The following is a 25,971-nucleotide window of genomic DNA, read 5'->3' on the forward strand; positions in this document are numbered from 1 at the left end:
GGAATATCGCGGCCGACCGATTGCGCCTACGCCGTTTCAAGGCAGGATAATGTCGGAAATCATGCGCGCTTTTTGCCGCATATTGGCTAAGTCTACGAGGAAACCGGCGTCCGCGTGCCGGCGACTGTATGCAAACTCAGCAGGAACCTTGCCATGAGCTACAAGAGTGACATCGAGATCGCCCGTGAGGCGAACAAGAAGCCGATCCAGGAGATCGGTGCAAAGATCGGCATCTCCAACGACGATCTGCTGCCCTATGGCCACGACAAGGCAAAGGTCAGCCAGTCCTTCATCAACTCGGTGCAGGACCGCGAAGATGGCAAGCTGATCCTGGTGACTGCGATCAACCCGACCCCGGCGGGCGAAGGCAAGACCACCACCACCGTGGGTCTGGGCGACGGTCTGAACCGCATCGGCAAGAACGCGATGATCTGTATCCGCGAAGCGAGCCTGGGCCCGAACTTCGGCATGAAGGGCGGCGCTGCAGGTGGCGGTTACGCCCAGGTCGTGCCGATGGAGGAGATGAACCTCCACTTCACCGGTGACTTCCACGCCATTACCTCGGCGCACTCGCTGCTGTCGGCGATGATCGACAACCACATTTACTGGGGCAACGAGCAGGAAATCGACATCCGCCGCGTCGCATGGCGCCGCGTGGTCGACATGAACGACCGCGCCCTGCGTCAGATCACCGCGTCGCTCGGCGGCGTGTCCAACGGGTTCCCGCGCGAAACCGGTTTTGACATCACCGTGGCCTCCGAAGTCATGGCGATCCTGTGCCTCGCGACCGACCTCAAGGACCTGGAAAAGCGCCTCGGCGACATCATCGTGGCCTACCGCCGCGACAAGACCCCGGTCTACTGCCGCGACATCAAGGCCGAAGGCGCGATGACAGTGCTGCTGAAGGACGCGATGCAGCCGAACCTGGTGCAGACGCTGGAGAACAACCCGGCCTTCGTGCACGGCGGCCCCTTCGCCAACATCGCACACGGCTGCAACTCGGTGATCGCCACCAAGACCGCGCTGAAAGTCGCCGACTACGTGGTGACCGAAGCGGGCTTCGGTGCCGACCTCGGTGCCGAGAAGTTCATGAACATCAAGTGCCGCAAGGCGGGCATCGCGCCGTCCGCGGTTGTGCTGGTTGCCACCGTGCGCGCGATGAAGATGAACGGCGGCGTTGCCAAGGCAGACCTCGGTGCAGAGAACGTCGAGGCCGTGAACTCCGGTTGCGCCAACCTCGGCCGCCACATCGAGAACGTCAAATCCTTCGGTGTGCCGGTGGTGGTCGCGATCAACCACTTCGTCACCGACACCGATGCCGAAGTGCAGGCGGTGAAGGACTACTGCGCCTCCCACGGCGTCGAAGCGGTGCTGTCGCGCCACTGGGAACTGGGCTCTGAAGGCTCTGCCGAACTGGCGGAGAAAGTGGTTGCCCTGGCCGACTCCGGTACTGCGAACTTCTCGCCGATCTACCCGGACGACATGCCGCTGTTCGAGAAGATCGAAACCATCGCCAAGCGCATCTACCGCGCCGACGAGGTGCTGGCGGACAACAAGATCCGCAACCAGCTGCGCGAGTGGGAAGACGCGGGCTACGGCCACCTGCCGGTCTGCATGGCCAAGACCCAGTACTCCTTCTCGACCGATCCGAGCTTGCGCGGCGCGCCGGTCGGACACTCGGTTCCGGTGCGTGAAGTGCGCCTGTCCGCCGGTGCCGGCTTCATCGTGGTGGTCTGCGGCGAGATCATGACCATGCCGGGCCTGCCGCGCACGCCTGCGGCGGAAAGCATCCGCCTGAACGCGGAAGGTCAGATCGAAGGCTTGTTCTAAGCCCGAAATTGCGACATTCAGCGGCTCGGGGAAATCCGGGCCGCTGGAGTTTTGAAAGATGACCGAACCAACACCACCCGCAGACTGCGCCTCGATGGAAGACCTGAGGGCGCAGATCGATCTTCTGGACCGGAAGCTGGTGGCGTTGCTGGCGCAGCGGGCGGGCTATATCGACCGGGCGATCGCGCTGAAGCAGGAAAACGGCTGGCCCGCGCGCATCCCGGCCCGGGTCGAAGATGTGATCGCCAAGGTCCGGGCCGCGGCAGAGGACGAGGCGTTGGACCCAGCGCTGGTCGAAGCCTTGTGGCGGCAGTTGGTGGAATGGTCGATCGCCCGCGAAGCGCGGGTGATCCGGGAGGAGTAGGCAGGTTGGCGCCTGCGGCTGAAAGGAAGAAATCAAATGACTGCAACGTTGATTGACGGCAAGGCCTTTGCGGCCAAGGTGCGTGGCCAGGTGGCCGAGCATGTGGCGCGGCTGAAACAGGACCACGGGATCACCCCCGGTCTGGCCGTGGTGCTGGTGGGCGAGGACCCGGCGAGCCAGGTCTATGTCCGCTCCAAGGGCAAGCAGACCGTCGAGGTCGGCATGAACTCTTTCGAGCACAAGCTGGAGGCGGACACCTCCGAGGCTGACCTGCTGGCGCTGATCGATCAGCTGAACAATGATCCCGCCGTGCATGGCATCCTGGTACAGCTGCCGCTGCCCAAGCACCTGGACGAGGATCTGGTGATCAACTCGATCGCGCCGGAAAAGGACGTGGACGGTTTCCACATTTCCAACGTCGGCCTGCTGGGCACCGGGCAGAAGAGCATGGTGCCCTGCACGCCGCTGGGCTGCCTGATGATGCTGCGCGACCACCATGGCTCGCTTTCGGGCATGGATGCGGTTGTGATCGGCCGCTCCAACATCGTGGGCAAGCCGATGGCGCAGCTGCTCTTGGGCGACAGCTGCACCGTGACCATCGCGCATTCGCGCACCAAGGATCTGCCGGATGTGGTGCGCCGCGCCGACATCGTGGTGGCCGCGGTGGGCCGCCCGGAAATGGTGCCGGGCGACTGGATCAAGGAAGGCGCCACCGTCATCGACGTGGGCATCAACCGCATCGAACGTGACGGCAAGAACGTGCTGGTTGGCGATGTGGATTTTGCCTCGGCAGCTGAGCGCGCAGGCGCCATCACCCCGGTGCCGGGCGGCGTCGGCCCGATGACCATTGCCTGCCTGCTGGCCAATACCGTCACCGCCTGCTGCCGCGCCAACAACCTGGCCGAGCCGGAAGGGCTGACCGCCTGAGGTCGCAGAACAGAGTTGTCTGACATTGATGCTCCCGCCGGACCGCCTCCGGCGGGAGTATTTTTTGAAAGATGAAAGACTGGCGGCGTCAGGCTGCCACGGGCACCATCGTGCCCTGCAAAAGGGCGATCAGCTTTTCTTCGCCTTTGGTGAGGGCATGGACCTCTGCGGTGACGATGACCAGGCGGCGGCCGGGCTTGATGACGCGGCCGGTTGCGCGCAGCATGTCCCCGGCACCGGGGGCCAGAAGGTTGATCTTCATCTCCGCGGTCATCACCTCGTGATCTTCCGGCATGACCGTGAGCGCCGCATAGCCCGCGGCAGTGTCGCCGATGGCAAAGCTGAGGGCGGCATGGGCAACATCGTGCTGCTGGCGGCTGCCGGGTAGGATCGGGGCAGTGATGACGACTTCGCCCGTCGAAACGCTGGCAATCTCTGCGCCCAGGGTCTGCATCATGCTTTGCCTAGCAAAGCTGCTGCGGATTCGGTCTTCCATTGCGGGGTCCTTTTGCTGCTGTACGCGCAGCATAGAGGACCGGTGGTGGTGCGCAGGAAGTGACGCTGCGGCAGTCAGCGCGGCATCGGCACCGGCAGCGCCGTCGGGCCGGTCAGGATGGCCAGCGCGTCCGGCGCCATCAACGCGGTCAGCGCGGGGGCGCTGCTGCGAAGGCCGCCGGTGTATGTGCCGAAGGCGGGCAGGATCAGGCGGGAGCGGTCGAGCAGGAAGCAGGGACGCGCGGCGCTGCGCAGCCGCGCCTTGGGGTGGTAGTGGCCGGAGACCTCGGCCCTGGCGGCAGGGGCGGCGATGTGGCGGAAGGTCAGCGGGCCGCAGGCAAGCTCGGCCAGGGTTTCGCCGCCGAAGGCCACCGGGGCGGGGTCGTGGTTGCCCTCGATCCAGATCCAGCGGCGGCGGCCCATGAGGCTGCGCAGCTGGTCCAGCTCCGCCGCTGGCAGGGTGCGGGCCGCGGCATCGTCGTCAAAGCTGTCGCCGAGGCTGATCACGGTTGCCGGATCCAGCGCGGTCACCAGCGTTTCCAGCCGCCGCAGCGTGTCGCGTCCCTCGTAGGGGGGCAGGGGGCTGCCGCCGCACCGGGCGTGGCGTTCGGACTTTCCCAAGTGCAGGTCGGAGACGCAGAGCAAACGGTGATCCGCCCACCAGAGCGCGCCGCTGGCCAGGGCTGTGAGGCGGGCGCCTGCGAGGGTGAAATCATATCCGGTCATAGGCTGGTCTTACCGCGCGCCGCGCCACAGGCAAGGGTCATTGCGGCAGCCGGTCCAGTCCGGATTGCCGCATCAGCGCTGCGGCCTCCTGCTGCAGCAGCTTTTCCTGCGCTGCGCCTTTGACCGGGACCTTGCCCATCTCCAGCAGCAGCGGCGCTGCCAGGGGCGAGATCCGCTCCAGCCGCCGCAGCGTGATCCGCCCGTTGATCCTGTCCAGCATCTCCTCGATCCGGCCAAAATCGACCAGCCCGCGCAGGGCTTCCTCGCGGGTGATGTCCAGCAGCAGGTGATCGGGGTCGTACCTGCGCAGCGTGTCATACAGGATGTCGGAGGAGAAGGTCGCCTGCCGCCCGTTCTTGCGCGCGCCCGGGGTGTTGCGTTCAATGAGGCCCGCGATGGTGGCGGCACCGCGAAACGCGCGTTTCATCACCGCGTTGCCGGCCAGCCAGCCCTCCAGCCCGTCCCGCAGGGCGCGCGGTTCGAACAGCGGTGCGGGATCAGTGACCTCTTGCAGCCCCCAGATCAGGGTGGCGTAATCGGTGGCGACAAAGCCCAAGGGGTCGAGGCCCAGCTCCTCCATCCGCTTGGTGAGCAGCAGGCCGAGCGTCTGCTGCGCGTTGCGCCCGGCAAAGCCGTAGATGCAGTGGTGCGCGCGGCCTTGGTGCGGGAAGCTTTCGATCAGCAGCGATCCGGCGCGGGGAAGTTCGGAGACCTCGCGCTGCAGGGCCAGCCATTCGGCGGTATGGCGGGGCAGGCCGGGCCAGCTGTCCTGGCGGAACATCTCCAGAATGCGGTGGCTGAGCTGGGTGGAGGTGGCGAACTTGGTGCCGGAGAACACCGCGATCTTGGGCTTTTTGCTGGCGTTGCGGGTGACCTCCACCGTCATCTCGCGCAAGGATTCGTAGCGCACGGTCTGGCCGCCGATCAGGAAGGTGTCGCCGGGGGTCAGGGTGGCGGCAAAGGCTTCCTCCACCTCGCCCAGCGGCTTGCCGCCGCGGCTGCGTTTCAGGCGCACCTTGATCAGGTCGGCGTCCTGAATGGTGCCGAGGTTCATTCGGATGCGGGCGGCGGCGCGCGGGTCGCGCAGCTGCCAGCGTCCGTCGGCGCGCTGCTGTAGCCGCTGCCAGCGGTCATAGGCGCGCAGCGCATAGCCGCCGGTGGCGCAGAACCCGAGGCAGGCATCGAATTCGGCGCGGGACAGTGCCGTGTAAGCGCCCGCACTGGTGACTTCGCCGAAGAGCGCATCGGCATCGAAGGGGCCGCCGCAGGCGGTGATCAGGATATGCTGACACAGCACGTCCCGCGGGCCGGGACCGCGTGGGCTGCCGTCCAAATCGTTGTCGCGCACGGCCTCCAGCGCGGCGCGGCATTCGACCACCTCGAAGCGGTTGGCGGGCACCAGCAGCGCCTTGGATGGGGCGTTGTAGCGGTGGTTGGCGCGGCCGATGCGCTGCACCAGGCGTTTCACGTTCTTGGGCGCCCCAACCTGGATGACCAGGTCCACGTCGCCCCAGTCGATGCCGAGGTCGAGCGAGCCGGTGCAGACCACGGCGCGCAACTCTCCGCGGACCATTGCCGCCTCGACCCTCTCGCGTTGGGTGCGGTCAAGCGAGCCGTGGTGGATCCCGATCGGCAGGGCGTCGTCATTGGCGAGCCAGAGGTTGCGAAAGAAGATCTCGGCCTGGGCGCGGGTGTTGTGGAAGATCAGCGTGGTCCGGTGCGCCTTGATCTGCTGCATCACCGCCGGGATGGCATATGCCGCGCCGCCGCCGGCCCAGGGCGGGGCGTCCTCCGTTTCCAGCATGCGGATGTCGGGGGCGGGGCCGGGGTCGGCGAGCAGGATTTCGCAAGGCTTCGGGTGGTGGGCGAGGTATTGGGCGATGGCCTGCGGATCGTCCACGGTGGCCGAAAGGCCGACTCGGCGGAGGTTCGGGCACAGCGTCTGCAGCCGGGCCAGTGCCAGCATCAGCTGATCGCCCCGCTTGCTTTCGGCAAGGGCGTGAATTTCATCCACCACCACCCGTTGCAACCCACGGAAGGTGCGCTCGGCATCTGGGTAGGAAATCAGCAGTGCCAGGCTTTCGGGGGTGGTCAGCAGGATATGCGGCGGATCGGCCCGCTGACGGCGCCTGCGGGAGGCGGGCGTGTCGCCGGTGCGGTCGTCAATGCGGATGGGCAGGCCGATCTCCTCGACCGGGGTGCGCAGGTTGCGCTTGATGTCGGCCGCCAAGGCCTTCAGCGGCGAAATGTAGAGCGTGTGCAGCCCCTCGTGACGCCCATCGGCGAGTTCGGCCAGCGTGGGCAGGAAGCCGGCCATGGTCTTGCCGCCGCCGGTCGGGGCGATCAGCAGGGTGCAGGGCCGGTCCGCGCGCTCCAGCATGGCCTGCTGGTGCGGGTGGATGGACCAGCCTTTGGCGGCAAACCAGTCATGAAGGGCGGGCGGCAAATCGAACATCCACCAGATGTAGGCACTGCCGCAGGGCTTTGCTAAAGGGTTTCGCCCAAAGTCATCAAAAAATGTTGCGCGACGGTCATTTCACGATGGTTTCGTCCTTCACGAACATGTTGGCCCAGGCCCGGTCGATCAGATCCGGCGTCATCTGGTAGGGGATGCCCTCGAAATCGCAGATCGCGATCATCTGGTCGATCAGGAACACCGGCTGGTAGTTGGAGTAGATGTTGTTGATCTCGGGGTATCTCTGTTTCAGCAGGTGCACCAGCGAGGCTTCATCCAGCGGCATCCCCTTCTTGCGGGCGACCATGGCAAAGATCTTGAGAAAGTTTTCCTGGTTCGGCCCGTCGATCTTGATCTTGAAGAAGATCCGCCGCAGCGCCGCCTGGTCGAAAATCTCATTCGGGTGGAAGTTGGTGGAGAAGATCACCAGCGTGTCAAACGGCACCTCGAATTTCTCGCCCGATTGCAGCGCTAGGATGTCCTTGCTTTCCTCCAGCGGCACGATCCAGCGGTTGACTAGCGCCTGCGGCGGCTCTGCCTGGCGGCCGAGGTCGTCGACGATGAAGATGCCGCCGGTGGATTTCAGCTGCAGCGGCGCCTGATAAGTGCGCGCGGTGGGGTTGTAGACCAGGTCCAGCATCTCGAGCGACAGTTCGCCCCCGGTGATCACGGTGGGGCGCTGGCACAGCACGTAGCGTTCATCAAAGCGGCGGCGGCGGCGCAGGGAATTGGGGTCTTCGGGTTCCTGCGCCACTTCGGTGTGGACGATGGGGTCATAAACGGTGATGACCTGGCCTGCATATTCGATGGCGCGCGGCACATAGATGTTGTCCCCCAGCGCGTCGCGGATGCCGTTGGAGATCGAGGATTTACCGTTGCCGGGCGGGCCGTACATCAGGATCGAACGCCCGGCGCTGACCGCGGGGCCGAGGTGATCCAGCAGGCTGTCGGGCAGCACCAGGTGTCCCATGGCGCTGGTCAGCTGCTGGCGGGTGACCTGGATGTTGCGGATCGACTGGCGCTTGACCTGTTCGCTGTAGACCGCCAGCGGCACCGGCATGGCGCCGAAATACTCGGACTGGCTGAGCGCATCCAATGCGCGCGCCTTGCCCGCATCGGTCAGCTGGTAGCCCATCTCGTTGCCGCTGTTGGCGTTCAACGTGCCGGTGGCCTCCAGCAGCTTCTGTTCGCGGGCGATGTGGACCAGCTCCTGGGTGACGGAAGCGGGCAGGCAGATGGCGGCGGCGATCTCGGAGACGGTTTCGACGTTCTTGCGGAAGATGGTTTTCAGCAGGATATCCCGCATCATCACCAGCGGCAGCTGCATCTGTTCCAGCCCCTTGGGTGGGGGCGGCGCGGTGACGGTGACGTTTTGCATGTTCATGGGCGTTGCCTTGTCGCTGCTACCGGGGCGGACCCCGCAAACGGAAACGGGGTTGGCAACAGGTTAGTCAGGACTGTGGCAACAGCGGGGCGGCGCTGTAGCATTTCCGCGAAAGCAGCAGCGTCAGCGCCCGTAGAATGCCGCGAGAATCAGGTAAAGAGCCAGCGTCGCGCCGAGGCACAGGCCCATGGGGAAGCTTTTGCCGGTCTCCCAGCTTTGCCAATGCGGTGCCAGCTGGCGCAGCCGCGTGTGTTTCGCGATCCGGTGGGCGGCAAAGCCCGCCAGCAGCACCGCCGCGAAGATGACCAGCAACAGTCGCAGGTCGCCGATGGCAAAGAAGGGGGCCGCCGCGCCGGCAAATTTGGCGTCTCCGGCGCCCACGGCACCTGCGGCGTAGAACAGGAACCCCAGCGCGATTCCGACCGGCAGATGCAACAGTTGCCAGCCATAGCTGACCCAAGTGGGCATCAACATCGCGCCGCCGAGGATGAAGATCACGCCGAGGCTGTCCACCGCCCAGTTGGGGATGCGCATGCCACGCAGGTCGGTCAGCGCCACCGCGTAACACAGTGGCAAGATGAAGGGCAAAAACCACATCGCGGCATGGGCCGGGAACTGCATGAATCAGCCGCCTTCCAATGCGGCCAGAGACCGGGCGGCTTCCTCGAAATGCTGCGGGTGGGTGTCGATGGCTTCGCGCAGCAGGTTCTCACCGGTGGTGACATCCCCCTGTTTGACAGCCGACAGTGCCAAGGTGTGCAGCAGCAGCGCCCGTTCGGTCTGATCCATCGGAATCACCGGCAGGGTGTAATTGCGCTGCGCGCCGCGGGCCAGAACAAGGTTGTTCTTGGCGGTGAACAGGCTCTGGTCCTGGCGGATCGCTTCGCCGAACAGCCGCTCGGCATCGGCAAAATCGCCGCGGGTCAGTTTGGAGTAGCCCCAGTTGTTCATCACCTTCGCAGGTGTCGTGGTCAGCCCGGTCGCGATCTCGTAGAAACTGTCGGCGCGCTTCCAGTCCCGTGCCGCGTCGGCCACCATCGCCTCGAGCCGGTAGCGCTCGTAGGTTTCATGCGTCGGCGGCACGGCGTCCAGTTGCGCCTTGGCGCCGTCCCAGTCGCCGCTGCGCACCAGGGCGCCCGCCAGCTGCACGCGATCCTCGCTGGTGGCACCTGCCATCGCGACGACCTTCTTCCAGGCGGCGGCGCCTTCGGTCGTGCGCTTGGCCCGGATCAGCGAATGGGCCAAGCCACGGTGCAGATCGATGCGATCCGGATTGTCCTTGAGCGCGCGCTGGAAGTAGGTGACCGCCTCATTGGGATCGGCGACGGTCAGCATCACGTCGTTGAGGTTGCTTTCATCGATGACATTGACGTCCTGAAAGGCCCGCTCGACGGTTTCATCCGCCTTGTCCGCGCAGGCCGACAAGACCAGCGCCCCGGCCAGGGTCGCGGAGAGAATAAGCTGCTGGCGCATTTGTGCGTCCTTTTACTGCTCTGCCTCGGTCATGGTGTCTGACGAATCAGGTAGCTGCCGCCACCCTGTCGCACCAATTTGTAATCTTGATTTTGCGGCTCAGTATGCGCGGGTTTTTCCATCTTTGCGAGGGCCAGCCGCAAATTATCGCGGATTGCGTCACTTTCGCCATTGTCCTGTGCGTAGGCCCGCTGGAACACCCGCACCGCTTCGGCGGTCTTGCCGCGCTCCATCAGCACCACGCCGAGGTTGTTCATCGGCTCTGGCCACGTGGGATCCGCCTCGACCGCCTGACGCAACAGTTGCTCTGCCTGGCCCAGTTGACGCAGGCCCAGTTTTGCACTGCCCATGCCGGACAGGATCTCTGCGGTGAGCCCATGGTCGAGGGCGGCCCGGGTGTATGCCTCCAACGCCAGCTCGTACTCGCTGGCGGCCATCAATCGGTGGCCGACCACCAGTCCGTCCTCGGCCTCGGCCCGCAGATCGGTGCCGGGGGCCCAGGGGCTGCCGCGGTCCTGTTTCAGACCGCCCGGCGCGCAGGCCGCGGCGACCGCGGTCGCGCATGCTGCGGCGATGGCACGGTATCGGCGGACAGGGAGCGCCCGTCCAAATCGTTTCATATTGTCAGTTGCCTGCGTTGCCCATGTTCATGATGCCCTGTACCGACGGGCCGACCAGGATGATCAGCAGCGGCGGCACGGTCAGCCCCATTGTGGCAAGGGTCATCTTCACGGGCAACTTGTTTGCGGCCTCTTCGGCGCGCATCACGCGTTTGTCGCGCATTTCGCCTGCATAAACCCGCAGGGCATCGGCGATCGAGGTGCCAAAGCTGGCCGACTGGATCATCACGGTCACGAAGGAGGACACATCCTGCACCCCGCAGCGGGTGCCCATGTCGCGCAGCACCTTGTCCTTTTCCTTGCCCGCCTTCATCTCGTGGGCGACGACCTCGAATTCCTCGGCGAGGTCGGGGTAGGAGGCATGCAGCTCCTTGGCGACGCGGACGATGGCTTGGTCCAGCGACTGGCCGGCCTCAACGCAGACCAGCATCATGTCGAGCGCATCGGGAAAGCCTTCGGTGATCTTCTGCTTGCGCTCTTCGATGCGGCGGGTGATCCAGTATTTCGGCAGCATGTAGCCCACCGCTCCGGGGCCGATGATGCGGATCGCCATCTGCTGGCTGTCGTAATCGATGTCGGCCTTCAGCACGTAGACAAAGAACAGCCCGGCCGCGAGCCCCAGCAGCCCGAGGGCAAACTGGGCAAAATGGAAGATCCGCACCGAATCCTTGGAGTGATAGCCCGCCTGACGCAGCTTCAGCTCCATCGCTGACAGCTCGTCCGCGTTTTGCGGCTCAAGGAAGGAGGCGAATTTCTGAAGCTGTTCGTTGCGGTCAGCCTGCCGCAGCCGCTCCTTCTGCGGTTTGGCGCGGGTTTCCGGCGCGATGTTCTTTTGCAGCTTCTTGAGCGGGTCTTCGGGTTGGTTCAACAGCAGCGGCACTGCCAGCAGAATCATGAACAACCCGGCAATGCCGAGGGCGAGCAGCGGACCGAGCTCGCCGAAATTGGCGGTCAGGTAGTCATTGATGCCGGACAGAAATTCCATGCTCGCCTCCTCAGACCTTGATGTTGGTCAGCATGCGCATGACAAAAAGATTGGCGGTCAGCATCAGCCCCACCGCGAAGCAGGCCGGAATGAACCAGGGGTGATCCAGCACGCTGTCGTAGTAACCGGGATCCTTGACCAGAATCGCAATCAGGCAGAACAGCGGAAAGCCTGACAGGAACTTGCCCGACCACTGCGCCTCGGCCGTAATCGCCTTGACGCGGCGGAACAGGCGAAAGCGGGCGCGGATCACCTTGGCCAGCCCTGCCAGAACCTCGGCCAGGTTGCCGCCCGACTGCTGCTGGATGGTCACCGCTACGGCGAGGAAGCGCATGTCCTGCATGTCCAGTCGCTCGGCCATTTCCTTCAGCGCCTCGCCGACGTCGCGGCCATAGGCGCATTCGTCGGCGATGATGCCGAATTCGGTCGCCAGCGGGTCTTCGACTTCATTGGCGACGATCTGCACGGCGGAGGAAAACGGATGGCCGACGCGCAAGGACCGCACCATCAGTTCCACCGCGTCGGGCAGCTGCTCTTCGATCAGCGCCATGCGCTTGGCAGCCTTCTTGTTGACCCAGAAGAAGACCGCGCCAACGCCGATGATGATCGATCCCAGAACCCGGACGGGCAGGGGGGCGGAGGTGGCAATGGTCAAGCCAAGGAAGGCCACGGCCGCCAGCCCGGCCATGATCATGATCAACTGCTTGGGCGAAAAGGCAATTGCAGCCTTCTGTGCCCGTTCGGAAAGCAACGAGTAGAGCGGGATCGACTGCGACTTGGCGTGCTGCCCGAGTTCCTTGCGGAGCTGCTCCAGGACTTTTTCGCGGTTGCCGCCTTTTTCCAGCATCTCCAGGCGGCGCGTGACCTTGCTGTTGAGGCTGATCGACTTGCCGAAGGTGAACAGATACAGCCCTTCCACCAGCGCCAGCACGCCAAAGAAGATCAATCCGTAGATCAGCGGTTCCGCACTCAGTTGCATCAGCGCGTCTCCATCACCGTGGGTTCATAGATCGAGGGCGGCAGGTCATAGCCCCAGAGGCGGAAGCGTTCGGAATAGTGGCTGCGCACGCCGGTGGCGGTGAAATGGCCGATGATCTTGTTGTCCGGCGTCAGGCCGACGCGCTGGAAGCGGAAGATCTCCTGCATCGAGATGACGTCGCCCTCCATGCCCGTGATCTCGGTGATCGAGGTCATCCGGCGCGAGCCGTCCTGCAGGCGCGATGCCTGCACGATCAGGTTCACCGCGCTGGCGATCTGGCTGCGCACCGCCTTGATCGGCATCTCTATCCCCGCCATGGCGATCATGTTCTCCAGCCGCGAGATGCCGTCGCGGGCGGAGTTCGCGTGGATCGTCGTCATTGAGCCGTCGTGGCCGGTGTTCATGGCCTGCAGCATGTCGATCACTTCCTCGCCGCGGGTCTCGCCCACGATGATGCGGTCGGGCCGCATCCGAAGCGCGTTCTTCAGGCAGTCGCGCGGCGACACCTCGCCCTTGCCTTCGACGTTGGGCGGGCGGCTTTCCATCCGGCCCACGTGGGTCTGCTGGAGTTGCAGTTCGGCGGTGTCCTCGATGGTGAGGATCCGTTCGGAGTTGTCGATGAAGGATGACAGCGCATTGAGCGTTGTGGTCTTGCCCGAACCGGTGCCGCCCGAGACGATGATGTTGAGGCGCGTGGAGACGGCGGCTTGCAGATATGCAGCCATTTCCTCTGTGAAGGCGCCGAATTTTACCAGGTCGTCGATGCCGAGCTTGTCTTTTTTGAACTTTCGGATCGAAACCAGTGAGCCGTCCACCGCAATGGGGGGGACCATCGCGTTGAAGCGCGAACCATCGGCCAGGCGGGCGTCGACATAGGGGTTGGATTCATCGACGCGGCGACCCACGGCGGACACGATCTTGTCGATGATCCGCATCAGGTGCTTTTCATCCTTGAACGTGATGTCGCTGAGTTCCAGCTTGCCACCGCGTTCGACAAAGATCTGTTGCGGCCCGTTCACCAGGATGTCGCTGACGCTATCGTCCTGCAGCAGTGCTTCCAGGGGACCGAGGCCGGTGACCTCGTCGTAAAGCTCCTTGTTCAGCTGTTGGCGGTCTTCCCGGTTCAGAACGATGCTTTTTTCAGCCAGGATCTCGGTAGCGATACTTGCAATTTCCGCACGTAGCTCGGCCTCACCAGCCCGTTCCAACGCCGCCAGGTTGAGGTTTTCCAACAATTCCCGGTGTAGTTGGATCTTGATCTCGCTCAGGCGTTCCTTGCGCTTGCGCTCCTTGTCCATCGTCGGCGCTTCGGCGGCCTTACGCGGAGCTGGGCGGCGTAGGCTGATCGCGGGTTTGTCCGCCGCCGCTGCTGCTGTCGCGACAGGCTCGATCGGCATTGGTGCAGGTTTCGCGGCTTGCTTCTTGTACTTCGAAAACATCTACTCGCCCCCAGTTTTTGCCGTTCAGGCGGCTTCGGCTTCGCTCTGACCCAGTTCGTGCAGCGACGCGGCCAGCTTGGCGATTTCCTTGCGCAGCGGGTTCTTGGACGCTGACAGGGCCAGCGGCAGCCCGTGGTCGCAACTTTGCAGCACGGGTTTGCCTCCGTCCGGCAGTTGCAGGTCAATGGAGATGCTGAGCGATTCCGCCATGCGTTTCACGCGGCTCTTGCCGGTCAGGTCGGTAAATTTCGGTGCCCGGTTGAGGGCAAACCGCAGTTTTTCGAATGGCAGATCTTCCGACTGCAAGGCGCGCTTCATGCGCAGGGCATTCTGGGCAGAGCGCATGTCCAGCTCGATCATCGCAAAATAGACATGCGCCATGCTGAGTACCGTTTCGGACCACTGCACAAGCGTGTGGGGCATGTCGATCACCACGAAATCGAAATGGCTCCGGGCCATTTCGATTACTCTGGCGATGTCTTCCGGCGCGAGCAGGTCCAGCGGCACCATTTCGGCCGGCGCAGTCAGCACCTGAAGCTTTTCGCGGAACGACAGCAGGGCCTGGCCAAAGAGGTCCTCGTCCATGCTCTCGGTTTCGCTGAGCATCTCCATCACCGCCTCACGGCGCGGCAGGTCGAGGTAGGTGGACACCGAGCCATGTTGCAGGTCGAGGTCCAGAAGGCAGACCGTGGGTTCGTCATCCCGGCTGAGCGCGGCCAGTTCCCAGGCGAGGTTGACCGCCATGGTCGTGGAGCCGGTGCCGCCCGCCAGCCCGTGGCAGACGATCACGGCCCCCTCGCGCTGGCTGCCTGATTGCAGCTGGTGCGGGTTGGGCGCGACCTCGGGTTCCGGGGCACGCAGGCGATCGATCGCGGCCTGAAGCTCTCCTTCCGGCAGGGGATAGGGCACGAATTCGTCAGCCCCCTGGCGCAGCAGCGTGTGCAGGGCCGCCGGGGTGACGTCTTCGGCAATCAGGATTACGCGGATGCCACGCGCCTTGGCCTGGGTGATGATCTCTCCCATCAGCGGCAGGTCGCCTTCGTCGACGCTGTCGATGGCCAGGGCGACAAATTGCAGCGCTTCGGCTTCGGGCTGGTTGAAAAAGGCCAGGGCTTCGGAAAATCCCAGATCTCCCCAGGCTTCTCCCAGCGCGGCTTCCATGTCCTCGATCAACAGATCGAAGTTCTGCACGTCACGACTGATCGTGCAGGCGACAATCGCCGGGGGTTCTGTTTGGGGCGTTCCACTCATTGCCGTATTCCTTGTTCACATCAGTGAAGCGGGCCATGGGCACACTCCACCTCTTGGAAACAATGTCGGCGGCAATCTGGGCGAATTTGGGGCCAAAAAGCCCCAAATCTGGGGAATGTTAACAACTCGTCTACGACGGGAGCGAGGCTCGCTCGGGTTACTCCAGCGTGCGTTCCAGCGATTTCTGTTCGGTCAGCGTTGTGGCTGGGATCGCGCTTTCGAGGTATTCGCGATAGATGATCTGGGCGTATTTGCCGTCCAGAACCGAGGGGTGGCGTTTCAGGAAGCCGCTGACCTCGGTCACGGTGCGACGGTTGCGGCGTTCGCGCTCGGGCGTCGGGATCAGCGGCTGGGTTTCGCCGTAGGAGACCACCGCCTCAAGACGGCTGCGGCTGATTCCACGTGAAACCAGATAGTTCACCGCCGCCTGCGCCCGGCGCAGGCCGAGTGATTTGTTATAGGCATTGCTGCCCACGGCATCGGTGTGGCCGAAAACGCGGAAGCGCACTTCCGGGAATTGCCTGATCCAATGAGCCTGCTGGTCCAGAACCCGCCGGGCCGTGGCATCCAGCCGGGCGCTGTCAAAGTCAAAGTTGATGGTGGTCGGAACTTCCTTGGCGAACCGTCCGGCCAGCTGGACCGCGTAGTGGCGCTGGCCGCTCATAACCGCCGAATTGTTCAAGGTCGCCTCGCCGAAGGTGCCCCTGCGGTTCAGCTCCTGGCCAGCTTCCTTTTCACAGGCAGCGGCCGTCAGCAGCAGGCCGAGAATTGCAGCGGTTCTGATCATCTGTGCCACTCCCTATCAGTCCAGCACGTAGCCGTAAGAGCCGTTGAAATCCTGCTTGGCGACTTCTGCGGCGGGGCCGTTCTTGGTGCGGGAGGTGCGTCCGAACAGGAACAGGTCCTTCTCGCTGGGGGGCGCCACCCGGTCGGTTGGAAGCGTCAACGCCTCACCCCGGGTCGGAGTGACCAGATGGGCGCTCACGATGATGACCAATTCGGTCTGCTCGCGCTGGTAGTCCGCGCTGCGAAACAATGCGCCCAGCACCGGCACATCGCCCAGCCAGGGCAGCTGCGAGGAATTGTCGAGGAACTCGTCGCGGATCAGACCGGCGATGGCAAAGCTCTCGCCGTCGCGCATTTCCACTGTGGTGGAGGTTTCGCGGCGGGAGAAGGCGTCGATGGTGAGACCGCTCAGTTCCAGCGAGTTCGAGGGGTCGATGGCGGATACCGCGGCGTTCAGTTCCAGATTGATGAGATCGCCGTCGATGACCCGCGGAATGAAGTTGAGCTCGATCCCGAAGGGCTTGAATTCAATGGTGATAACGCCGTCTTCCTGGGCCACCGGCACAGGGTATTCCCCACCGGCGAGGAACTTTGCTTCCTGTCCGGACAGGGCCGACAGGTTGGGTTCGGCCAGTGTGCGCACAACGCCTTTCTGTTCCAGCGCTTCCAAAAGCAGGCTGACCTGGACCGATCCGGCATTGAAGCCAAAGAGGAAGGCGCCAGCGTTCTCATTGGCGGCCGGGATGTTGCCGGCCAGCGAATTGGCCAGCGAACCGGCGTTGTTCAGCGTGTTGGTGCCGCCGACGCGGCCAGTGCTGGTCCCGCCACTGAAGCCCAGCGAGGCGCTGAGCGATTTGGACACCGAACGCTGCATCTCGGCAAAGCGCACCTTCAGCATCACCTGCTGCACGCCGCCCACCGACATCAGGTTGCTGACGCGCTCGGGCGCGTAGCGCTCCGCAAGGTCGAGCGCCCGCTGCAACCGCGCCGCGCTCGACACGGTGCCGGACAGCACGATGCCGTCATTGGCGGTGCGGACCTCGATTTTTTCGTTGGGCAGGATCTGGCGCAGGCGTTCCTTGAACTCCGTCACATCGGCGGCGACGCGCACGTCAACGTTGGTGATCAGGCGGCCGGAACCGTCCAGCAGAGTCAGCGTGGTCAGCCCCGGCGATTTGCCGAGGACGTAAATGGTGCGATCCGACAGCGAAGAAATGTCGGCGATGCCGGGGTTGGCGATGCTGAGTTCGGCGAAGGGCGTTTCGCTTTCGACCACGACCGCACGGTTCATCGGGACATCCAGCGTGGATGCGGTCCCGCGTTTCACCACCCGCAGGGACTGCGCCTCGGCCCCATCGACCGTCGGAATGCCAGTAAGCGAAAGCCCCAACAGGGCTGCCGCCATGAACCTCATGAATTTCATGTGACCTGCCTTTCCGATCACGCCTCAAATTCCGGGTCTTGTTGCCCGCTGTTTCTGGCACTGTGGTGCAGATGGTGAATTTTTGCAAGAATCAATGGCTTCGCAGATCCTTCTGAAGGCGTCGCATTGTGTGGCCCGGGCAACACAGTTTCGGCCCCCGTTCAGAAACCGAACGCGGGCCGAGGGGCTAAAGGACGGCAGGGGCGGTGCTTTTGCGCCGCGGCCTAGTTCGTGCAGGGGATCGGAATTTCAACGACTTCCGCGCCGCGACGGGTGCGGATGGTACATACTTTTTCCTGCTCCACTTCCTGCGGAGCTTCGACGGCTCCCAGTCCCAGAAGGGTGCGCTGGTCAACCTCGACGACCGAGGCGACTGTGTCATCTCCGGCGCCGACCAGGGCAAGCGACAGCCGTCCGGTGGTCTGTGCCTGGGCCAGCGCGGCGACCTGGCGTGGATGGGCGGCAACGGTGACAGTGCGCGCGATAATCGCTTCGTTGATATCGCCTCCGGCGCTCTGGTCGACCGCGACCAGTTCCACGTTCGTTTCAATCAGGCGCGTCACCTCGCCGTGGCTGCCGCCGCTTCCAGGCATCATGCCGGTCCAGTAGACGTCGACCTTGTCACCCGGGCGCAGGAAACCGGACACGCCGGAGGACACATCGACCTTGATCGCAAAGGCCCGCATGCCGCGTTGCAAACGCGACGTGATGCCCGCGTCTTCGCCTGGTTCGGTCACTTTTACGGCCAGGATCGCCTCATCCTTCTCCATTGCACGCAGCACGACACGCAGGTCATCGCCGGCATGCGGCGGGAACAAGGTGTCGATCTCCGTAAAGGCGCCTTGCGGGATCGCGTTTTGCGGCCAGCGCACTGCGCGCACCGCATCCTTGGACAGGCGTTCGCCGTATTTCAGCGGCTTCGTGGCGACAAAGACGTCCACCGTCGGAACGGCTTCGGCGCGCGCGGCCCGTTCACGCGCCAGTTCGGTCTGATAGGCCGAAATGTAGTTCTTCGCCATCATCACGGCGCCGCCCGCGAGGGCCACGCCGACAATCAGGACCAGTCCGAAAACTGCACGCATTTTGTTTCCTTTCCTCAACGTGCCGACCTTGCGCGCGGGGTCCGGAACCAAGGGGACGGACAGCGAAGAGGCCGGTTAAGTCGTGGGGTGGAGCGGGCGAGGGCAGCGCAACGGCTGCCTTAGCCGAAGTTCCAGTTGCTCATGAAGTTTGCCAGGCCTTGGGCCAGGCCGAGTGCGCCATCCTGCGTGGCACCGGCAATCAGCACAGCAAGCCCGATGGCGGCGGCGCAGAGAATTACCCAGTCGACGGTGATGGCCCCGTCGTCCTCTGCGATGTAAGACCATAGTTTTTTCATGTCCCGAACCTCACTGCCTTGGGAATGATCATGGCAGGGGCGACGCCGAGTCCGTCCGACGCCGCCGATGCGTGGCTTCGGTCGGTTAGGTCGGGGTCTTGGTGGCCAAGAAGGACCCGGTATCGCTGGCAAGATCGGAGGCACCATCCTGTACCGCGGTGTAGACAACACCACCCAGGGCGGCCACGGCAGCGGTCAGCACAACCCAGTCAACGGTCACTGCGCCGGATTCTTCTTTGCGGAAGTTCTTGAAAAACTTGATCATGGTTGGTCCCTCCAAAGGAAACGGTAGCTTGTTCATAGCTCTCTACTTGGCACCTTGGTCAGCTCTCTCCTTCTGACCAACCTTGTAGGAGATGAGTTCATTAAGCTTTGTGAATAGGGCCTTAATTGGGCGCAATCCTGAGGTTTTTGCCCTAAAGTGAAATTAGACCTGCTGCGTTTCGGGGCGGTTGGTGTTGAAGTAACTATTTCACTTGAGCCCTAGCGCGCCGAACAGCTTCAAGGGGCTTGCAAGCCAAGGGGCCGCTCCTTGTAGAGCGGCCCCGAAATGTTTTGCGCTAGAATTCCGGCGACGATTAGGTCGGGGTCTTGGTTGCCAGGAAGGACCCGGTGTCGCTGGCCAGATCGGATGCACCATCCTGAACAGCGGTGTAGACAACACCACCCAGCGCGGCCACGGCAGCGGTCAGCACAACCCAGTCGACGGTCACTGCGCCGGATTCTTCTTTGCGGAAGTTCTTGAAAAACTTGATCATCGTTGGTCCCTCCAAAGGATCTCTAAATTTGCCTATCCCGCCATCTCGCCAGGGTCCGCTCTCTCACCTGCTTGACCACTGTCCGGCTTGGATGACCCCATATAGCCCGGTCAGAATGGCAGCATTTGGGCCGAAACCCGAAACCCGCGGCCCAATTTTTACTTTTTGGCAAGTGATCGGGTAACGCGCGGAATCTGCTGCATTAAATTTCCGTTAAGAGCTGCGGGGCCGTGGTTTTTCGGTCTCATATGGGCGCAAATGTGGCAATCGTGCCAGAATTCGGGCTGCCAGGGCTGGTGTTGCGGTGGCAAGTTTCCGACTCTGTGCAGACACCACGTGCATTCAGGCCCGGCCATGACGATCCCTGCTGTATTGCTGACTTTTCTAGCCTGTCTCGCTCCGCTGGCGGCGGGAGCGCAGGCGGTGGGCCCCAAGGCATTTCCGTCGTTTGAGGCGAAACGGATCAAACCTCCCCAACCCGGAGAGGGCGGCAAGCGGATCACCGTGCAGATCGATCCGGCGGCCCAGGCCGCCAGGAATGAGACCGATCACGCGGTCCAGGTCGAGGCGGGAACGGACGCCGCGGCCACGGTGCCGCGCGGGCGGTATGGCTGGTTCTGGGACAAGATCGATGCCGCGTCTGATAGCGGGCGTGGCCGCTTGGAGCAGGCGTTGATGGCGTTGCAGGCAGGCCAGGGGCTGTCGGCACCACGCCTGCAACTGCTGCAGGAAATCGCGAAAGCGCATGCGGTTCCAATCCTGACCCACACGGCTGGCACCAATGTGTCACCGGCCCTGGTGCTGGCGGTGATCGCGGTGGAGTCGGCAGGGCGGGCGGATGCAGTCAGTTCGGCCGGGGCACAGGGGCTGATGCAATTGATGCCAGATACCGCGGCACGATTTGGCGTCACCGACGCCTTGCTGGCGCCGCAAAACATCGCGGGCGGCACCCGCTACCTCGACTGGCTGATGGGGGCCTTCGAGGGAGATCCGATCCTGGTGCTTGCCGGGTATAATGCGGGGGAGGGGGCCGTTCGGGCGCATAAGGGCGTTCCGCCTTATGCCGAGACGCTGGACTACGTGCCCAAGGTGCTGGCGGCCTATCAGGTGGCAAAGGGGCTATGCATGACGCCGCCCGAGCTGATTTCGGACGGGTGCGTCTTTCGGCTGGGGCAGTAGAGGGCAGTCAGCTTTCGGGCAGTTGCGTTTGAACGAGCAGCTGCGCAGTCTCCAGCGCATCCGTGGCAGGGGACGGCGTTGCCGACATGGCGGCGAGGGCGGTCGCCCCTTCTTTCAGGGTGAGCAACTGCCGCGCCAGCTTTAACGGGTCGGCCGCTCCTGCGTGATCTGCCAGTTCGGCAAGGTGGTCCAGTATCAGCTGCTTGTGTTTCGTCGACTGCCGATAGAGCGGATGAGCGTGATCCTGAAACTCGGCGCTGGCTTTGACAAACATGCAGCCGGCGAATTGGGGGTGTTCGAACCACTCAGCTAGGGCGGTGAACATCGCCAGAAGCTGCCCGCGGGGTGTTTCGGCCAATTCCGTCATCCGGGTGAAGAGCCAGCTGCGAAACTCCTCGTCCCGCAAGTCCAGGACTGCGGCGATAAGCTCCTCCTTGGTGCGGAAATGCTTGTACATCGACGTTTTGGACACGCCGGTTTCCTTGACCAGCGTATCCATGCCAGTGGCGTGAAAACCCTTGGCATAAAACACGTCCAACGCCTTGCGGACCAGCTCGTCACGTTTGTTCGGGCGCATGATTCGTCCTTTTGTTTACTGATCTGTACATACAATTCCATGAGCGCTTGGCATAGACGAGGGGCAGGGCGGCGTCGCGTCAACCACTGCAGTGGCCGTTCGCCTTCGCTTGGCGGAAAGGTGAAAGGTTGGCGCAGCCGGTCATTCTTTTGCCTCAAAGCATTGATTTGTGGAGCGTATTTTAGAGCTTCATTATGTTGGAGATTCGTTTTGGATTTTGGATTTGACCCCTCAGCTGTGGCTGCGGGTTCCCAGCAGCTGACGGGAAATTTTGTCCTGATTGGCGTGATCGCATTCGTCGGCTTCTTTGGGAGGCTCTTGTTCGTGGCCTTCGCGCCAAGCCTTGCCAAGGCAAGCCCGTTCAAGAACCTCTCCGGTCCCGGGTTCATTTGCTTGGCAATAGGCCTGTTCTTCGGCGGTCTTTACGTGTCCGGCAAGATGGTGAAGGCGCAGGTGCTGGTCAACCGCCATCTCATCGACCCGGTCATCGTCACCATTCTTGGCCGAGACAGCTGCGACCTAGATGATGGCAGCTATTGTGTCGTGGTGTTCGAAAATGGCGAGGAGCGCCTGGTGAACTGGCACGACAAACGGGTATTCATGTATGAAATTGTCAATCCTCCGCAGGGGGCAGTGTGGAACACACTGCGGCCGAGAGGGCGCCCGGAGGACGCGGCTGACGCCTGATCAATCGCAAAAGGCCCGCCAGTTCGCTGGCGGGCCTTTCCAAAAGCTGTCTGACAGGTCAGTTGACGATCGTCGCTTCGGTGGCGGCGCGCAGCTCTTCTTCGGTGACGCCGGTGGCGCATTCGACGATCTTGAGCCCGCCTTCGACCACGTCGAGAACGCCAAGGTTGGTGATGATCCGGTCCACCACCCCCTTGCCCGTCAGGGGCAGGGTGCATTCCTTCAGAACCTTGGACTGGCCGTGCTTGTTGGCGTGATCCATGACGACCACCACGCGACCGACGCCCGCGACCAGATCCATGGCGCCGCCCATGCCCTTGACCAGTTTGCCGGGAATCATCCAGTTGGCCAGATCGCCATTTTCGGCCACTTCCATGGCGCCGAGGATCGCCATTGCGATCTTGCCGCCGCGGATCATCGCGAAGGATTGCGCCGAGTCGAAATACGCGGTTTGCGGCAGTTCGGTGATGGTCTGTTTGCCGGCGTTGATCAGGTCCGGGTCCTCTTCGCCCTCGTAGGGGAAGGGGCCCATGCCCAACATGCCGTTTTCCGACTGCAACGTCACTTCGATGCCTTCAGGGATGTAGTTGGACACCAGCGTCGGAATGCCGATGCCAAGGTTCACATACCAGCCGTCCTGCAGTTCCTGCGCGGCACGTGCCGCCATCTGATTGCGATCCCAAGCCATTATGCTTCCTCCCGCTTGCGCACGGTGCGCTGTTCGATGCGTTTCTCATGCTTGCCCTGGATGATGCGGTGCACATAAATGCCGGGCAGGTGGATTGCGTCCGGATCCAGCGAGCCGGTGGGCACGATTTCCTCGACCTCCGCCACGCAGACCTTGCCGCAGGTGGCGGCGGGCACATTGAAGTTGCGCGCGGTCTTGCGGAACACGAGGTTGCCGGTCTCATCCGCCTTCCAGGCCTTCACGATGGCAAGATCGGCGAAGATGCCCTCTTCCATGATGTAGTCTTCCATGGCGCCGTCGGGGCCGGTGGGAAACTGTTTCTGCATCTTGCCTTCGGCGATCACCGTGCCGACACCGGTCTTGGTGAAAAAGCCCGGGATGCCAGCACCGCCAGCACGCATGCGTTCGGCCAGCGTGCCTTGCGGGTTGAATTCCAGTTCCAGCTCACCCGACAGGTACTGGCGCATGAATTCGGCGTTTTCCCCCACGTATGAGGAGATCATTTTCTTGACCTGCTTGGTCTGCAACAGGATGCCGATGCCGAAGTCGTCAACACCGGCGTTGTTCGAGGCAAAGGTCAGGTCTTTGGTACCTGCTTCCTTGATGGCCTCCAGCAGAAGCTCCGGAATGCCGCAGAGGCCAAAGCCCCCCGCCGCGATGAACATGCCGTCATGAAGCAACCCGTCGAGCGCTTCGGCGGCGTTGGCGTAAACCTTTTTCATGGAGTTCTCCCAACAACTACCGTTTGACTGGTGTTCTGCCGCCGGGGCTGCGCCAAGTCAACGATACGGAGAGAAACCCGTATTTCTACGGAACCCGGTCGGCCCGGGCACAAGGCCGGGGAAGTCCCGGCCTTGCGAGGTGCTATTTCAGGCTTTGTCCTTGCTGGTGGCGGCCTTTTTCTTTGGGGCCGCCTTCTTCTTGGGCGCAGCTTTCTTCTTGCCGCCCTTGCTGGACTTCTCGGCAATCAGCTGCACAGCCATCTCCAGGGTGACGTCCTTGGGGTCAACGTCCTTGGGCAAGGTGGCATTCACCTTTTCCCATTTGACGTAGGGACCATAGCGGCCGTCCATGATGCTGATGGCGCCGCCGCCCTCGGGGTGTTCGCCCAGCTCCTTCAGGGGCTTGGCGGCTGCGCGGCGACCGCGACCGGGGTTGGCGCGTTTCTCGGCCAGCATTTCCACGGCGCGGTTCATGCCGATCTCGAAAACGTCCAGCGTTTCCTTCAGGTTCACGTAGACCGGCTTTTCCTCATCCGGCAGCTGATGCGCGATATAGGGGCCAAAGCGACCCAGGTTCGACTGGATCACGCCGCCATCCGGATGCTGGCCGATTTCGCGCGGCAGGGTCAGCAGGGTGACCGCCTGCTCCAGCGTGATGTCATTCGGGCCCCAGCCCGGCAGGTAATCCTTGCCCTGTTTGGGAAGCGAGGAGCGGGGAGGCTTCTTGTTCTCGGGGGTCGCCTCGCCGCGCTGTACGTAGGGACCGAAGCGACCGGATTTCAGGTGAATTTCATCGCCGTTGTCCTCGCCCAGCACCCGCTCATAACCTTCGGCGCCTTCGCCCGAGATCGGTCGGGTGTAGTTGCATTCCGGGTAGTTGCCGCAGCCGACAAAGCCGCCGGTGCGCGAGGTCTTGAGGTGCAGCTGACCCTGACCGCATTTCGGGCAGATACGCGGATCGGTGCCGTCTTCCCGCGGCGGGTAGAGTTGCGGCGCCAGCGCGTCGTCCAGAACATCCAGAACTTCGGTGATGCGCAGTTCCGAGGTCTCCGCGATCGCGGCGGAGAAGTCCCGCCAGAACTTGCTCAGAAGATCCTTGTAATCGCGTTCGCCTGCGCTGACCTCGTCCAGTTCTTCCTCGAGGTTGGCGGTGAACTCGTAGCCGATGTACTTGCGGAAGAAGTTCAGCAGGAAGATGGTGACGATCCGGCCCTTGTCCTCAGGGAACAGGCGGTTCTTGTCCTTGCGGACGTATTCGCGGTCCTGAATCGTGGTGATGACGCTGGCGTAGGTCGAAGGGCGGCCGATGCCGAGTTCTTCCATGCGCTTGACCAATGTCGCCTCGGTATAGCGCGGCGGCGGCTGGGTGTGGTGCTGCAGCGCGAGGACGGCACCGTTCTCGGACAGAACCGAGGCCTCCTGGCCCGCTTTTTCAGCTTGCGCAGCAAGGGAGGACGCGAACTTGAGGGCCTCGCCCTCCATCACCTGCGGCAGGCGCTTGTCGTCCTCGTCGGTCACGTCGTCGCGGCCTTCTTCGTAGACGCGCATGAAACCGTCAAACAGCATGACCTGGCCGGTTGCGCGCAGCGCCACCTGGCCATCGTCCGAACCGATGTCGACGGTTGTGCGCTCCAGTCGGGCGCCTTCCATCTGGCAGGACAGTGTCCGCTTCCAGATCAGGTCGTAGAGCTTGCGCTGGTCGTCTTCGGAGACCTTCAGGCTGGCGGCATCGCGGCTCATATCCGTCGGGCGGATACACTCGTGCGCTTCCTGTGCGTTCTTAGCCTTGTTCTTGTAGATCCGGGGTTTTGCGGGCACGTATTCGGCGCCGTAGCGTTTCTCGATCTCGGCGCGGGCGGCTTCGACCGCCTCGGGGGCCATATCGATGCCGTCGGTCCGCATGTAGGTGATCAAACCGGCTTCATAGAGACGTTGGGCGGCGTTCATGGTTTGACGCGCGCCCATGCCGAACTTTCGGCTGGCCTCCTGTTGCAGGGTGGAGGTCATGAAGGGGGCGGAGGGGTTGCGGGCGGCAGGCTTGGCCTCGACCGACTGCACCGACAGCTGCCGGGATGCGACCGCCTGCACCGCCAGTTCCGCGGCTGTGGCGTTCTTCAGGCTGTACTTGTCCAGCTTGTCGCCACCCAGAACCGTCAGCCGCGCTTCCAGTTCCTGGCCGCGCGGGGTCGCCAGATGGGCGCGCACCGACCAGTATTCCTGCGGGTTGAAGGCTTCGATTTCCATCTCGCGCTCGACGATCAGGCGCAGGCAGACCGACTGGACGCGGCCGGCCGAACGCGCGCCCGGCAGTTTGCGCCACAACACCGGCGAGAGGTTGAAACCCACGAGATAATCCAGCGCGCGGCGGGCCAGATAGGCCTCGACCAGCGGCATGTCGACCTGGCGGGGGTTCTTCATCGCCTCGGTCACCGCTTCCTTGGTGATCGCGTTGAAGGTGACGCGGCTGACGGGTGTGTCCTTCTTGATCGAGCGCCGCTTGGTCAGCGCTTCCTGCAGGTGCCAGCTGATCGCTTCCCCTTCGCGGTCGGGGTCGGTTGCGAGAATCAGCGCGTTGTCTTCTTTCAGCGCGTCGGCGATCGCCTTGACGTGTTTGCGGGAATCATTGGCGACTTCCCACGTCATGTCGAAATCGGCTTCCGGATCGACCGAGCCGTTCTTGGCCGGAAGGTCGCGCACATGGCCGTAGGACGCCAGAACCGTATAGTCGGGACCAAGATATTTATTGATCGTTTTGGCCTTGGCCGGGGATTCGACGACGACAACTGGCATAAATTCTCTAACCTCTTCGGACCGCTTTTGCGGGTTCTATGGCGGGGCAACATGT

At 63.2% G+C, this 25,971-nt stretch carries 26 protein-coding genes; 5 read left to right on the forward strand and 21 right to left on the reverse strand.

The window, feature by feature from the left end; all coding sequences use genetic code 11:
- The first annotated feature begins 153 nt into the window (after positions 1 to 153).
- Genes AB9K35_RS10765 through folD form a run of 3 tightly spaced genes read left to right on the forward strand, consistent with a single transcriptional unit; the run spans position 154 to position 3,121 of the window.
- Positions 154 to 1,830: a formate--tetrahydrofolate ligase gene (locus tag AB9K35_RS10765; protein WP_222455340.1), complete on the forward strand. Its 1,677-nt coding sequence runs from the start codon at positions 154 to 156 to the stop codon at positions 1,828 to 1,830.
- A gap of 58 nt (positions 1,831 to 1,888) precedes the next feature.
- Positions 1,889 to 2,194 carry a chorismate mutase gene (locus AB9K35_RS10770; RefSeq protein WP_222455339.1) on the forward strand — a complete coding sequence of 102 codons (306 nt, stop codon included), beginning with the start codon at positions 1,889 to 1,891 and terminating at the stop codon, positions 2,192 to 2,194.
- 36 nt (positions 2,195 to 2,230) lie between these two features.
- On the forward strand, positions 2,231 to 3,121 hold the full coding sequence (folD, locus tag AB9K35_RS10775; RefSeq protein ID WP_222455338.1) for a bifunctional methylenetetrahydrofolate dehydrogenase/methenyltetrahydrofolate cyclohydrolase FolD: 891 nt from the start codon (positions 2,231 to 2,233) through the stop codon (positions 3,119 to 3,121).
- An 88-nt stretch (positions 3,122 to 3,209) separates the two neighbouring features.
- Here the strand turns inward: folD and AB9K35_RS10780 are convergent, their stop codons facing one another.
- The 17 genes from AB9K35_RS10780 to AB9K35_RS10860 all read right to left on the reverse strand — a co-directional run bounded on the left by AB9K35_RS10780 (position 3,210) and on the right by AB9K35_RS10860 (position 19,273).
- Complete coding sequence (locus tag AB9K35_RS10780; RefSeq protein WP_222455337.1) at positions 3,210 to 3,617, reverse strand: PaaI family thioesterase; 408 nt, start codon at positions 3,615 to 3,617, stop codon at positions 3,210 to 3,212.
- 74 nt (positions 3,618 to 3,691) lie between these two features.
- Positions 3,692 to 4,342 carry a ligase-associated DNA damage response endonuclease PdeM gene (gene pdeM, locus AB9K35_RS10785; RefSeq protein ID WP_369925996.1) on the reverse strand — a complete coding sequence of 217 codons (651 nt, stop codon included), beginning with the start codon at positions 4,340 to 4,342 and terminating at the stop codon, positions 3,692 to 3,694.
- A gap of 37 nt (positions 4,343 to 4,379) precedes the next feature.
- Positions 4,380 to 6,797: a ligase-associated DNA damage response DEXH box helicase gene (locus AB9K35_RS10790; RefSeq protein ID WP_369925998.1), complete on the reverse strand. Its 2,418-nt coding sequence runs from the start codon at positions 6,795 to 6,797 to the stop codon at positions 4,380 to 4,382.
- Between the two features lie 76 nt (positions 6,798 to 6,873).
- Complete coding sequence (locus AB9K35_RS10795; protein ID WP_369926000.1) at positions 6,874 to 8,181, reverse strand: ATPase; 1,308 nt, start codon at positions 8,179 to 8,181, stop codon at positions 6,874 to 6,876.
- Positions 8,182 to 8,304: 123 nt separating this feature from the next.
- On the reverse strand, positions 8,305 to 8,802 hold the full coding sequence (locus AB9K35_RS10800; RefSeq protein WP_369926002.1) for a prepilin peptidase: 498 nt from the start codon (positions 8,800 to 8,802) through the stop codon (positions 8,305 to 8,307).
- A gap of 3 nt (positions 8,803 to 8,805) precedes the next feature.
- Complete coding sequence (locus AB9K35_RS10805; RefSeq protein ID WP_222455332.1) at positions 8,806 to 9,654, reverse strand: tetratricopeptide repeat protein; 849 nt, start codon at positions 9,652 to 9,654, stop codon at positions 8,806 to 8,808.
- Positions 9,655 to 9,683: 29 nt separating this feature from the next.
- Positions 9,684 to 10,274, reverse strand: coding sequence for a tetratricopeptide repeat protein (locus tag AB9K35_RS10810; protein WP_369926004.1), 591 nt, complete (start codon positions 10,272 to 10,274; stop codon positions 9,684 to 9,686).
- 4 nt (positions 10,275 to 10,278) lie between these two features.
- Complete coding sequence (locus AB9K35_RS10815) at positions 10,279 to 11,259, reverse strand: type II secretion system F family protein (protein WP_222455330.1); 981 nt, start codon at positions 11,257 to 11,259, stop codon at positions 10,279 to 10,281.
- 10 nt (positions 11,260 to 11,269) lie between these two features.
- On the reverse strand, positions 11,270 to 12,238 hold the full coding sequence (locus AB9K35_RS10820; protein ID WP_222455329.1) for a type II secretion system F family protein: 969 nt from the start codon (positions 12,236 to 12,238) through the stop codon (positions 11,270 to 11,272).
- Complete coding sequence (locus AB9K35_RS10825) at positions 12,238 to 13,677, reverse strand: CpaF family protein (RefSeq protein WP_369926006.1); 1,440 nt, start codon at positions 13,675 to 13,677, stop codon at positions 12,238 to 12,240. Before AB9K35_RS10825 ends, AB9K35_RS10820 begins: the two co-directional genes overlap by 1 nt.
- A 24-nt stretch (positions 13,678 to 13,701) precedes the next feature.
- Positions 13,702 to 14,928, reverse strand: coding sequence for an AAA family ATPase (locus AB9K35_RS10830; RefSeq protein ID WP_222455327.1), 1,227 nt, complete (start codon positions 14,926 to 14,928; stop codon positions 13,702 to 13,704).
- Positions 14,929 to 15,085: 157 nt separating this feature from the next.
- Positions 15,086 to 15,715 (reverse strand): OmpA family protein, encoded by a 630-nt coding sequence (locus AB9K35_RS10835; RefSeq protein WP_369926009.1) that lies wholly within the window; start codon positions 15,713 to 15,715, stop codon positions 15,086 to 15,088.
- 15 nt (positions 15,716 to 15,730) lie between these two features.
- On the reverse strand, positions 15,731 to 17,137 hold the full coding sequence (locus AB9K35_RS10840; RefSeq protein ID WP_222455325.1) for a type II and III secretion system protein family protein: 1,407 nt from the start codon (positions 17,135 to 17,137) through the stop codon (positions 15,731 to 15,733).
- A gap of 224 nt (positions 17,138 to 17,361) precedes the next feature.
- Complete coding sequence (gene cpaB, locus AB9K35_RS10845) at positions 17,362 to 18,219, reverse strand: Flp pilus assembly protein CpaB (protein ID WP_222455324.1); 858 nt, start codon at positions 18,217 to 18,219, stop codon at positions 17,362 to 17,364.
- A gap of 119 nt (positions 18,220 to 18,338) precedes the next feature.
- Positions 18,339 to 18,515: a hypothetical protein gene (locus AB9K35_RS10850; protein ID WP_222455323.1), complete on the reverse strand. Its 177-nt coding sequence runs from the start codon at positions 18,513 to 18,515 to the stop codon at positions 18,339 to 18,341.
- A gap of 85 nt (positions 18,516 to 18,600) precedes the next feature.
- On the reverse strand, positions 18,601 to 18,780 hold the full coding sequence (locus AB9K35_RS10855; protein WP_222455322.1) for a Flp family type IVb pilin: 180 nt from the start codon (positions 18,778 to 18,780) through the stop codon (positions 18,601 to 18,603).
- Between the two features lie 313 nt (positions 18,781 to 19,093).
- Complete coding sequence (locus tag AB9K35_RS10860; RefSeq protein WP_222455322.1) at positions 19,094 to 19,273, reverse strand: Flp family type IVb pilin; 180 nt, start codon at positions 19,271 to 19,273, stop codon at positions 19,094 to 19,096.
- Between the two features lie 354 nt (positions 19,274 to 19,627).
- Here AB9K35_RS10860 and AB9K35_RS10865 point away from each other — a divergent pair, with 354 nt between their 5' ends.
- Complete coding sequence (locus tag AB9K35_RS10865; RefSeq protein ID WP_369926013.1) at positions 19,628 to 20,452, forward strand: lytic transglycosylase domain-containing protein; 825 nt, start codon at positions 19,628 to 19,630, stop codon at positions 20,450 to 20,452.
- Between the two features lie 7 nt (positions 20,453 to 20,459).
- On the opposite strand, the gene AB9K35_RS10870 is transcribed toward AB9K35_RS10865, so the two are convergent.
- Positions 20,460 to 21,029, reverse strand: a complete 570-nt coding sequence (locus tag AB9K35_RS10870; RefSeq protein WP_369926015.1) for a TetR/AcrR family transcriptional regulator — start codon at positions 21,027 to 21,029, stop codon at positions 20,460 to 20,462.
- Between the two features lie 210 nt (positions 21,030 to 21,239).
- Between AB9K35_RS10870 and AB9K35_RS10875 the strand changes: the two genes are divergently transcribed.
- Complete coding sequence (locus tag AB9K35_RS10875) at positions 21,240 to 21,716, forward strand: hypothetical protein (protein WP_369926017.1); 477 nt, start codon at positions 21,240 to 21,242, stop codon at positions 21,714 to 21,716.
- Between the two features lie 58 nt (positions 21,717 to 21,774).
- Here AB9K35_RS10875 and AB9K35_RS10880 read toward each other — a convergent pair whose 3' ends face one another.
- From AB9K35_RS10880 to topA, 3 genes are all read right to left on the reverse strand, one after another.
- Positions 21,775 to 22,404, reverse strand: coding sequence for a CoA transferase subunit B (locus tag AB9K35_RS10880; RefSeq protein WP_369926018.1), 630 nt, complete (start codon positions 22,402 to 22,404; stop codon positions 21,775 to 21,777).
- A complete protein-coding gene (locus AB9K35_RS10885; protein WP_222455317.1) occupies positions 22,404 to 23,126 on the reverse strand; it encodes a CoA transferase subunit A in 723 nt (240 codons plus the stop codon). Before AB9K35_RS10885 ends, AB9K35_RS10880 begins: the two co-directional genes overlap by 1 nt.
- A 147-nt stretch (positions 23,127 to 23,273) precedes the next feature.
- On the reverse strand, positions 23,274 to 25,916 hold the full coding sequence (topA, locus tag AB9K35_RS10890) for a type I DNA topoisomerase (protein ID WP_369926020.1): 2,643 nt from the start codon (positions 25,914 to 25,916) through the stop codon (positions 23,274 to 23,276).
- Between the last annotated feature and the right edge of the window lie 55 nt (positions 25,917 to 25,971).

Source organism: Leisingera sp. XS_AS12 (genome assembly GCF_041224635.1).
Classification (GTDB): Bacteria; Pseudomonadota; Alphaproteobacteria; order Rhodobacterales; family Rhodobacteraceae; genus Leisingera.

What these genes read in the sequence shown, in the direction of transcription:
- AB9K35_RS10765 (WP_222455340.1), top strand. Translation starts at nt 154, where the DNA reads ATGAGCTACAAGAGTGACATCGAGATCGCCCGTGAGGCGAACAAGAAG.
- AB9K35_RS10770 (WP_222455339.1), top strand. Translation starts at nt 1,889, where the DNA reads ATGACCGAACCAACACCACCCGCAGACTGCGCCTCGATGGAAGACCTG.
- folD (WP_222455338.1), top strand. Translation starts at nt 2,231, where the DNA reads ATGACTGCAACGTTGATTGACGGCAAGGCCTTTGCGGCCAAGGTGCGT.
- AB9K35_RS10780 (WP_222455337.1), bottom strand. Translation starts at nt 3,617, where the DNA reads ATGGAAGACCGAATCCGCAGCAGCTTTGCTAGGCAAAGCATGATGCAG.
- pdeM (WP_369925996.1), bottom strand. Translation starts at nt 4,342, where the DNA reads ATGACCGGATATGATTTCACCCTCGCAGGCGCCCGCCTCACAGCCCTG.
- AB9K35_RS10790 (WP_369925998.1), bottom strand. Translation starts at nt 6,797, where the DNA reads ATGTTCGATTTGCCGCCCGCCCTTCATGACTGGTTTGCCGCCAAAGGC.
- AB9K35_RS10795 (WP_369926000.1), bottom strand. Translation starts at nt 8,181, where the DNA reads ATGAACATGCAAAACGTCACCGTCACCGCGCCGCCCCCACCCAAGGGG.
- AB9K35_RS10800 (WP_369926002.1), bottom strand. Translation starts at nt 8,802, where the DNA reads ATGCAGTTCCCGGCCCATGCCGCGATGTGGTTTTTGCCCTTCATCTTG.
- AB9K35_RS10805 (WP_222455332.1), bottom strand. Translation starts at nt 9,654, where the DNA reads ATGCGCCAGCAGCTTATTCTCTCCGCGACCCTGGCCGGGGCGCTGGTC.
- AB9K35_RS10810 (WP_369926004.1), bottom strand. Translation starts at nt 10,274, where the DNA reads ATGAAACGATTTGGACGGGCGCTCCCTGTCCGCCGATACCGTGCCATC.
- AB9K35_RS10815 (WP_222455330.1), bottom strand. Translation starts at nt 11,259, where the DNA reads ATGGAATTTCTGTCCGGCATCAATGACTACCTGACCGCCAATTTCGGC.
- AB9K35_RS10820 (WP_222455329.1), bottom strand. Translation starts at nt 12,238, where the DNA reads ATGCAACTGAGTGCGGAACCGCTGATCTACGGATTGATCTTCTTTGGC.
- AB9K35_RS10825 (WP_369926006.1), bottom strand. Translation starts at nt 13,677, where the DNA reads ATGTTTTCGAAGTACAAGAAGCAAGCCGCGAAACCTGCACCAATGCCG.
- AB9K35_RS10830 (WP_222455327.1), bottom strand. Translation starts at nt 14,928, where the DNA reads ATGAGTGGAACGCCCCAAACAGAACCCCCGGCGATTGTCGCCTGCACG.
- AB9K35_RS10835 (WP_369926009.1), bottom strand. Translation starts at nt 15,715, where the DNA reads ATGATCAGAACCGCTGCAATTCTCGGCCTGCTGCTGACGGCCGCTGCC.
- AB9K35_RS10840 (WP_222455325.1), bottom strand. Translation starts at nt 17,137, where the DNA reads ATGAAATTCATGAGGTTCATGGCGGCAGCCCTGTTGGGGCTTTCGCTT.
- cpaB (WP_222455324.1), bottom strand. Translation starts at nt 18,219, where the DNA reads ATGCGTGCAGTTTTCGGACTGGTCCTGATTGTCGGCGTGGCCCTCGCG.
- AB9K35_RS10850 (WP_222455323.1), bottom strand. Translation starts at nt 18,515, where the DNA reads ATGAAAAAACTATGGTCTTACATCGCAGAGGACGACGGGGCCATCACC.
- AB9K35_RS10855 (WP_222455322.1), bottom strand. Translation starts at nt 18,780, where the DNA reads ATGATCAAGTTTTTCAAGAACTTCCGCAAAGAAGAATCCGGCGCAGTG.
- AB9K35_RS10860 (WP_222455322.1), bottom strand. Translation starts at nt 19,273, where the DNA reads ATGATCAAGTTTTTCAAGAACTTCCGCAAAGAAGAATCCGGCGCAGTG.
- AB9K35_RS10865 (WP_369926013.1), top strand. Translation starts at nt 19,628, where the DNA reads ATGACGATCCCTGCTGTATTGCTGACTTTTCTAGCCTGTCTCGCTCCG.
- AB9K35_RS10870 (WP_369926015.1), bottom strand. Translation starts at nt 21,029, where the DNA reads ATGCGCCCGAACAAACGTGACGAGCTGGTCCGCAAGGCGTTGGACGTG.
- AB9K35_RS10880 (WP_369926018.1), bottom strand. Translation starts at nt 22,404, where the DNA reads ATGGCTTGGGATCGCAATCAGATGGCGGCACGTGCCGCGCAGGAACTG.
- AB9K35_RS10885 (WP_222455317.1), bottom strand. Translation starts at nt 23,126, where the DNA reads ATGAAAAAGGTTTACGCCAACGCCGCCGAAGCGCTCGACGGGTTGCTT.
- topA (WP_369926020.1), bottom strand. Translation starts at nt 25,916, where the DNA reads ATGCCAGTTGTCGTCGTCGAATCCCCGGCCAAGGCCAAAACGATCAAT.